5 protein-coding genes are annotated in these 5,919 nt (G+C 67.0%); all 5 read right to left on the bottom strand.

Features of this window, described 5'->3' with window-relative positions:
* Positions 1–266: 266 nt before the first annotated feature.
* On the bottom strand, positions 267–1,778 hold the full coding sequence (locus tag FKP22_RS18560) for a tripartite tricarboxylate transporter permease (protein WP_141289147.1): 1,512 nt from the start codon (positions 1,776–1,778) through the stop codon (positions 267–269).
* Positions 1,779–1,794: 16 nt separating this feature from the next.
* Positions 1,795–2,265, bottom strand: coding sequence for a tripartite tricarboxylate transporter TctB family protein (locus FKP22_RS18555; RefSeq protein ID WP_141289145.1), 471 nt, complete (start codon positions 2,263–2,265; stop codon positions 1,795–1,797).
* A gap of 284 nt (positions 2,266–2,549) precedes the next feature.
* The gene (locus FKP22_RS18550) at positions 2,550–4,346 is read right to left on the bottom strand and encodes a GspE/PulE family protein (RefSeq protein WP_141289143.1); all 1,797 of its coding nucleotides are present in this window, start codon (positions 4,344–4,346) and stop codon (positions 2,550–2,552) included.
* A gap of 25 nt (positions 4,347–4,371) precedes the next feature.
* On the bottom strand, positions 4,372–5,169 hold the full coding sequence (locus FKP22_RS18545; RefSeq protein WP_141289141.1) for a spermine/spermidine synthase domain-containing protein: 798 nt from the start codon (positions 5,167–5,169) through the stop codon (positions 4,372–4,374).
* A gap of 5 nt (positions 5,170–5,174) precedes the next feature.
* Positions 5,175–5,669, bottom strand: coding sequence for a DNA-deoxyinosine glycosylase (locus tag FKP22_RS18540; protein ID WP_233446887.1), 495 nt, complete (start codon positions 5,667–5,669; stop codon positions 5,175–5,177).
* Between the last annotated feature and the right edge of the window lie 250 nt (positions 5,670–5,919).

Here is a 5,919-nt window from a genome sequence, read left to right as displayed (position 1 = left end):
GGGACGCCGGCACTTCCGGCGCGATGGCCGCAGCCTCCACGGCGGCTTCTACCGGGCCCGGTACCTCCGTCTCGGTCCCCAGCGGCAGCCTGGCCTGGGGGTCGCTGTCATCTGGCGGTGGAACTTCACGCATGGGCACACGCAATCATCGCGGAAGGACCGCCTGAACAAAAAAGCCCCGCCGAGCGTAGGGCTTGGCGGGGCCATCAGAGGTACGGGTCATCACGGACCCGCCACACCGCAGCGAAGCGGTAGGCGTGCTGTCATCAGTCTTCCTGGAAGGCTTCTTCGCGCTTGTTCTTGATGGACGGCAGCATCACGACCACGATCATCAAGGCCGCGGCGATCAGCAGGCCGGCCGACAGCGGACGCGTCATGAAGGTGGCCCAGTCACCACGCGACAGCAGCAACGCACGGCGCAGGTTCTCTTCCATCATCGGTCCGAGGATGAAACCCAGCAGCAGCGGCGCAGGCTCGCAGCCCAGCTTGTAGAACAGGTAGCCGACGAAGCCGAACCCGACCGCCATGTAGACGTCGAAGGTGTTGTTGTTCAGCGTGTACAGGCCAATGCAGCAGAAGGTCAGGATGGCCGGGAACAGCAGGCGGTAAGGCACGGTCAGCAGCTTGATCCACATGCCGATCAGCGGCAGGTTCAGGATCACCAGCATCAGGTTGCCGATCCACATCGAGGCGATCAGGCCCCAGAACAGCTCCGGGTTGCTGGTCATGACCTGCGGGCCGGGCTGGATGCCCTTGATGGTCATCGCACCCACCATCAGCGCCATCACCGCGTTGGGCGGGATACCCAGCGTCAGCATCGGGATGAAGCTGGTTTGCGCGCCGGCGTTGTTGGCCGACTCGGGACCCGCCACGCCGCGGATGTTGCCCTGGCCGAACGGCACTTCGCCCTTGCGGCCGCGGGTCTTCTTCTCCAGCGTGTAGGCCGCGAACGAGGCCAGCAAGGCACCGCCACCCGGCAGCACGCCGAGGATGGAACCCAGCGCGGTGCCGCGCAGCACGGCGGGCCAGGCGTCCATGAAGTCCTGCTTGGTCGGCCACAGGCCCTTCACGTCCTTGGTGAAGACTTCGCGGTGCTCGGCCGGCTGGCCGAGGTTGGCGATGATTTCACCGAAGCCGAACACACCCATCGCGATGGTCACGAAGTTGATGCCGTCGGTCAGCTCGGCAATGTCGAAGCTGTAGCGCGGCGTGCCGGAGATCACGTCGGTGTTGATCTGGCCGAGCAGCAGGCCCAAGAGGATCATGCAGATCGCCTTGACCAGCGAGCCCGAGGCCAGCACCACCGCACCGATCAGGCCCAGCACCATCAGCGAGAAGTACTCGGCCGGGCCGAACTTGAAGGCCAGTTCGGTCAAGGGCGGCGCGAAGGCCGCGATGATGATGGTGCCCACGCAACCCGCGAAGAACGAGCCCAGGCCGGCCGCGGCCAGCGCCGCACCGGCGCGGCCCTTGCGGGCCATCTGGTAGCCGTCGATGGCTGTGACCACCGAGCTGGATTCACCCGGCACGTTGATCAGGATGGCAGTGGTCGAACCACCGTACTGCGCGCCGTAGTAGATGCCGGCCAGCATGATCAGCGCGGGGGTGGCGTCCAGCGAATAGATGGACGGCAACAGCATCGCGATGGTCGCGACCGGGCCCAGGCCGGGCAGCACGCCAATCAGCGTGCCCAGGATCGCGCCGAAAAACGCGTAGGCCAGGTTCGTCAGCGTGAAGGCCGTGTGAAAGCCGATGCCGAGGTTTGAAATCAGGTCCATGACTGCAACTGCCCTTTCAGCCGCCCAGGCCGAACACGGTCGGCCACAGCGGAATGATCAACTTGAGGCCGAGCACGAAAACGGCCCAGGACATTGCGGTCAGCACCACGGCGTTCAGGATGGCGGCACGCCAGCTGAACTCTTCACTGGCCAGGCTGGAGATGATCACCAGCAGCGGCAGCGAGATGAACATGCCCAGGCGCTCCAGCGTCAGGCCGAAGACAAACACTGCGGCCAGGATGACGAGCAGCGGCCGCCAGGCAAAGCTGCCGACCGGATCGCCGTCGGCCGACTCGATGGTCAGCGCCTTGAACAGCACCACGCCACCCAGCACAGCCATCAGGATGCCGAGGCCAAACGGGAAGTAACCCGGACCCGGGCGGGCCGAACTGCCGAAGCTGTATTCAGTGGCGCCCCAGGCGAAGGCAATGCCCACCGCCACGAACATCAGGCCGGACCAGAAGTCCTTCTGACTCTTTATCTTCACGAGATCTCCTCCAATGACAGGTTCCCGACAGATTCTAGGCAGCGAGCCATGACAGGCCGCTGTGGAATACACGTAAGCCCAATGCCTAGACCGGGACCCTTCGACAAGCTCAGGGCGAACGGTGTGGGGGCGCCAGACGAGTCACTTTCCCCGTTCGGGCTGAGCCACCTTCCAGGTTCGGGCTGAGCCGCCTTTCCCGTTCGGGCTGAGCTTGTCGAAGCCTTGTCAGGTCGTCGCGTGCGGCCCTTCGACAGGCTCAGGGCGAGCGGATTCGCTGAGGGGGCTCAACCCTCCCAACGCGGGGTGGAACGCAGCACTTCTTCCAGCGTGGTCACACCTTGTGCGACCTTGTTCAGGCCCGCCAGGCGCAGCGGCTGCAGGCCTTTTTCCAGTGAACGCTGGCGCAACAGCGCCGGCTCCAGGCGTGGGTGAATGGCTTCCTGGTGGGCCTGTTCCATCACCATCAGCTCGTACAAGGACGAGCGGCCACGGTAGCCGGTGCCGCGGCAGACCTGGCAGCCCACGGCCTTGTGCGGGCGCAGCGGGCCGGCCAGTTTGAAGGGCTTGGCCTGGTCCTGCAGCATCTCGGGCGTCACCAGCGGGTCCGGCACGGCGCAGGCCTTGCACAGCGTGCGCGCCAGGCGCTGGGCCAAAACGCCCACCACGGTGGCCGAGATCAGGTACGGCGGCACACCCAGGTCCACCATGCGGGTGATGGCCGAGGGCGCGTCGTTGGTGTGCAGCGTCGAGAAGACCAGGTGGCCGGTGAGCGCGGCCTGGATCGCCATCTCGGCGGTTTCCAGGTCGCGGATTTCGCCGACCATGATGATGTCCGGGTCCTGCCGCATCAGCGCCCGCAGGCCTTCGGCAAAACCCAGGTCCACTGACGGCTGCACCTGGGTCTGGTTGAAGCTGGGCTCGATCATCTCGATCGGGTCTTCCACCGTGCAGACGTTGACCTCGTCGGTCGCCAGCTTCTTCAGCGTGGCGTACAGCGTGGTCGTCTTGCCCGAGCCTGTCGGGCCGGTGACCAGGATGATGCCGTGCGGCCGCTCGATCAGGCCGCGCCAGCGGCTGGCCTCGTCGGCCGAGAAACCCAGCGCGTCGAAGGGCTTGTTGGCAGCGGTCGGGTCGAAGATCCGCATCACCACCTTCTCGCCAAAGGCGGTGGGCAGCGTGGACAGCCGCATTTCGACCTCGCCCTGCCCGTCGGGACGGCGGGTCTTGATGCGGCCGTCCTGCGGCCGGCGGCGTTCGATCACGTCCATGCGGCCCAGCAGCTTGATGCGCGCGGTCATCGCCGCCATCACCGTCTGCGGCACCTGGTGCACCGTGTGCAGCACGCCGTCAATGCGAAAACGCACCGCGCCGGTGTCGCGCCGCGGCTCCAGGTGGATGTCGCTGGCGCGCTGCTCGAAGGCGTATTGCCACAGCCAGTCGACGATCTGGATCACGCCCTGGTCATTGGCGTCCAGCGTGTCCTTGGACTTCAGGTCGACCAGGGCCTCGAAGTTGTTCGAGGCGCCACTGTCGGCGCTGCTCTTGCGGGCCACGCGCACGCTTTGCGCGAGCTGGTAGAACTCGGCGGTGAAGCGTGCCACTTCGTCGGGCGAAGTCAGCACCAGGCGGATCTTGCGCTTGGTGTGGGCCTCGATCTCGGCCACCCAGTCGACCGCAAACGGTTCGCAGGTGGCGATGGTGATCTCGGTTGGCCCCACTGCCACCGGCAGCGCGCGCCGGCTCTCGGCATAGGCCTGGGACATGACCTCCTGCACCCGGCTGGCTTCCACACGCAGCGGGTCGATCTTCAGCACCGGCAGGTTGAAGCGCTGGCCCAGCCAGGCGGTCAGCGTCTCGACGGTCAGCTGCTGCTGGTTGCGCGCGTCCACCAGGCCGGCACCGCCCAGGCGCAGCAGCGGATGCAGGCTGGAGCCCGCCTGGCCGAAGCGCCGCACCAGGCGCTCGGCCTCCTCTGTGCTGAGCGCGCCATCGTCGCGAAGCCACTTGAGCAGGTGGCGCATGTCCAGCGGGCCGCGCGGGGCGGCGGCGGGACGGTCAGCGGCGCGGATCGGAGCGTTCATCAATGGCTAGCAGGCAAGGACATCATCAGCTGGCAGGCCCGGCCAGCAGGGCTGGGTCGAGTGGCCGCACCATGCGCAGCCATTTGCGCGCCGGCAGGCCGAAGCGGCTTTCGATGTTAGCGGCGCGCGCCGTCAGGGTCTCGCGGTCCGGCACCTTTACATGCCGGGCCGCGACGACCACCGTGTTGCCCTCCTGCGTGGGCCGCAGGCTCCAGACCTGGTCCAGCCCGAAGACGCGGGCAATGCGCGCGGCGCTGCGCTGGAAGCTGGCGTGGCGGCCGAACAGGTTGACGGTCATCAGCCCGCCTTCGTCCAGCACGTCGCGGCAGGCGGCATAGAAGGGCTCGTCGTCCAGCACCGGCTCGGCGGCGTCGTGGTCGTAGAGGTCCACGTTCAGCACCTGCGCCGTGTGGCGGTTGGCCGGGTCCAGCACCCAGCGTGCGGCGTTCTGGTTCACCACGCTGAGCTTGGCGTCGTCGTCCGGCAGGCGGAACCAGAGACGGCAGGCCTGGATGACGGACGGGTTGATCTCCACTGCAGTCGTCTTCATGCGCAGCACCTTGTGCGTGAAGCGGGTGATGGCTGCGGCGCCCAGGCCCAGCTGCACGCTGTGGCCCTCGGTCACCTCCTCTTCCGGCCGCCACAGCAGCCAGGCCATCATGCGCTGGATGTACTCCAGCTCCAGCTGGTTGGGCTTGGAAATGCGCATGGCGCCCTGGATCCAGATGGAGTCCAGGTGCAGGAAACGCACGCCGTCATATTCGGACATCGTGGCGCCGACCATCTCGGGCTCGGCAGCGGTGTTGGTTTTCTTGGAAGGCATGAAGACTAGGGTTCGATCAGGCCGCATTCGGCAAACACCCGCCGCCAGGCGGCCAGCTTGCGTTCGAAAGACCAGGAGGCATTGGCCGGGCTGGTGGAGGGCAGCTTGAACACCGGCACGCCGAAGCTGGCGGTGAAGCGCTGCGCGCGGGCCGATTCGCCGCCGTTGTGGGCAATGCCGCGCAGCAGCGGCAGCGTGGGGATGAGGCTGGCGAAGTCGTTGAACTCGGCTTGCTGGATCGCACTGTCCAGGCTGCCTTCGCGCTCGCAGGCGGCGTACACGTCCCAGATGCCCAGCCCGCGCTCGCGCACGGCGGCCAGCCGGTCTTCGTAGGCCATGGCCTTCAGGTCCAGCCCCAGCAGTTGGCCGACGATGGGCCAGAACTGGTTGCGCGGATGGGCGTAGTACTGCGCCGCATCCAGCGAGGCCACGCCGGGGAAACTGCCCAGCACCAGCAGTCGGGTGCGGGTGTCGGTCAAGGGAGCAAAGCCAGCCAGCATCGCGGCATTGTCCATGCGAATGGCGCAAGCCCCGGGGCTGTCCTGCAGACGGGGGATGGTGCGCCCCGCAGCCACGCCGGACACTGCGCAAGCCGCAACATCAGGACGCCCGCCATGCCACTCGCACGCCTCGCCGAACTTCGTCTGCCGCGCCCTCCCGCAGCGCGCGCGATCTCGCGGCTGAGCGTGGTGTTGGCCGTGCTGTTCTGCGCGGGCACGCAGGCCGTCGAGCTGCCACCCGTGGCGCCAC

This window comes from Ideonella azotifigens (genome assembly GCF_006519715.1).
Taxonomy (GTDB): Bacteria; Pseudomonadota; Gammaproteobacteria; order Burkholderiales; family Burkholderiaceae_C; genus Ideonella; species Ideonella azotifigens.
Note: the sequence above shows the minus strand (reverse complement) of the source record. Positions and strands in the feature narration are given on the sequence as shown.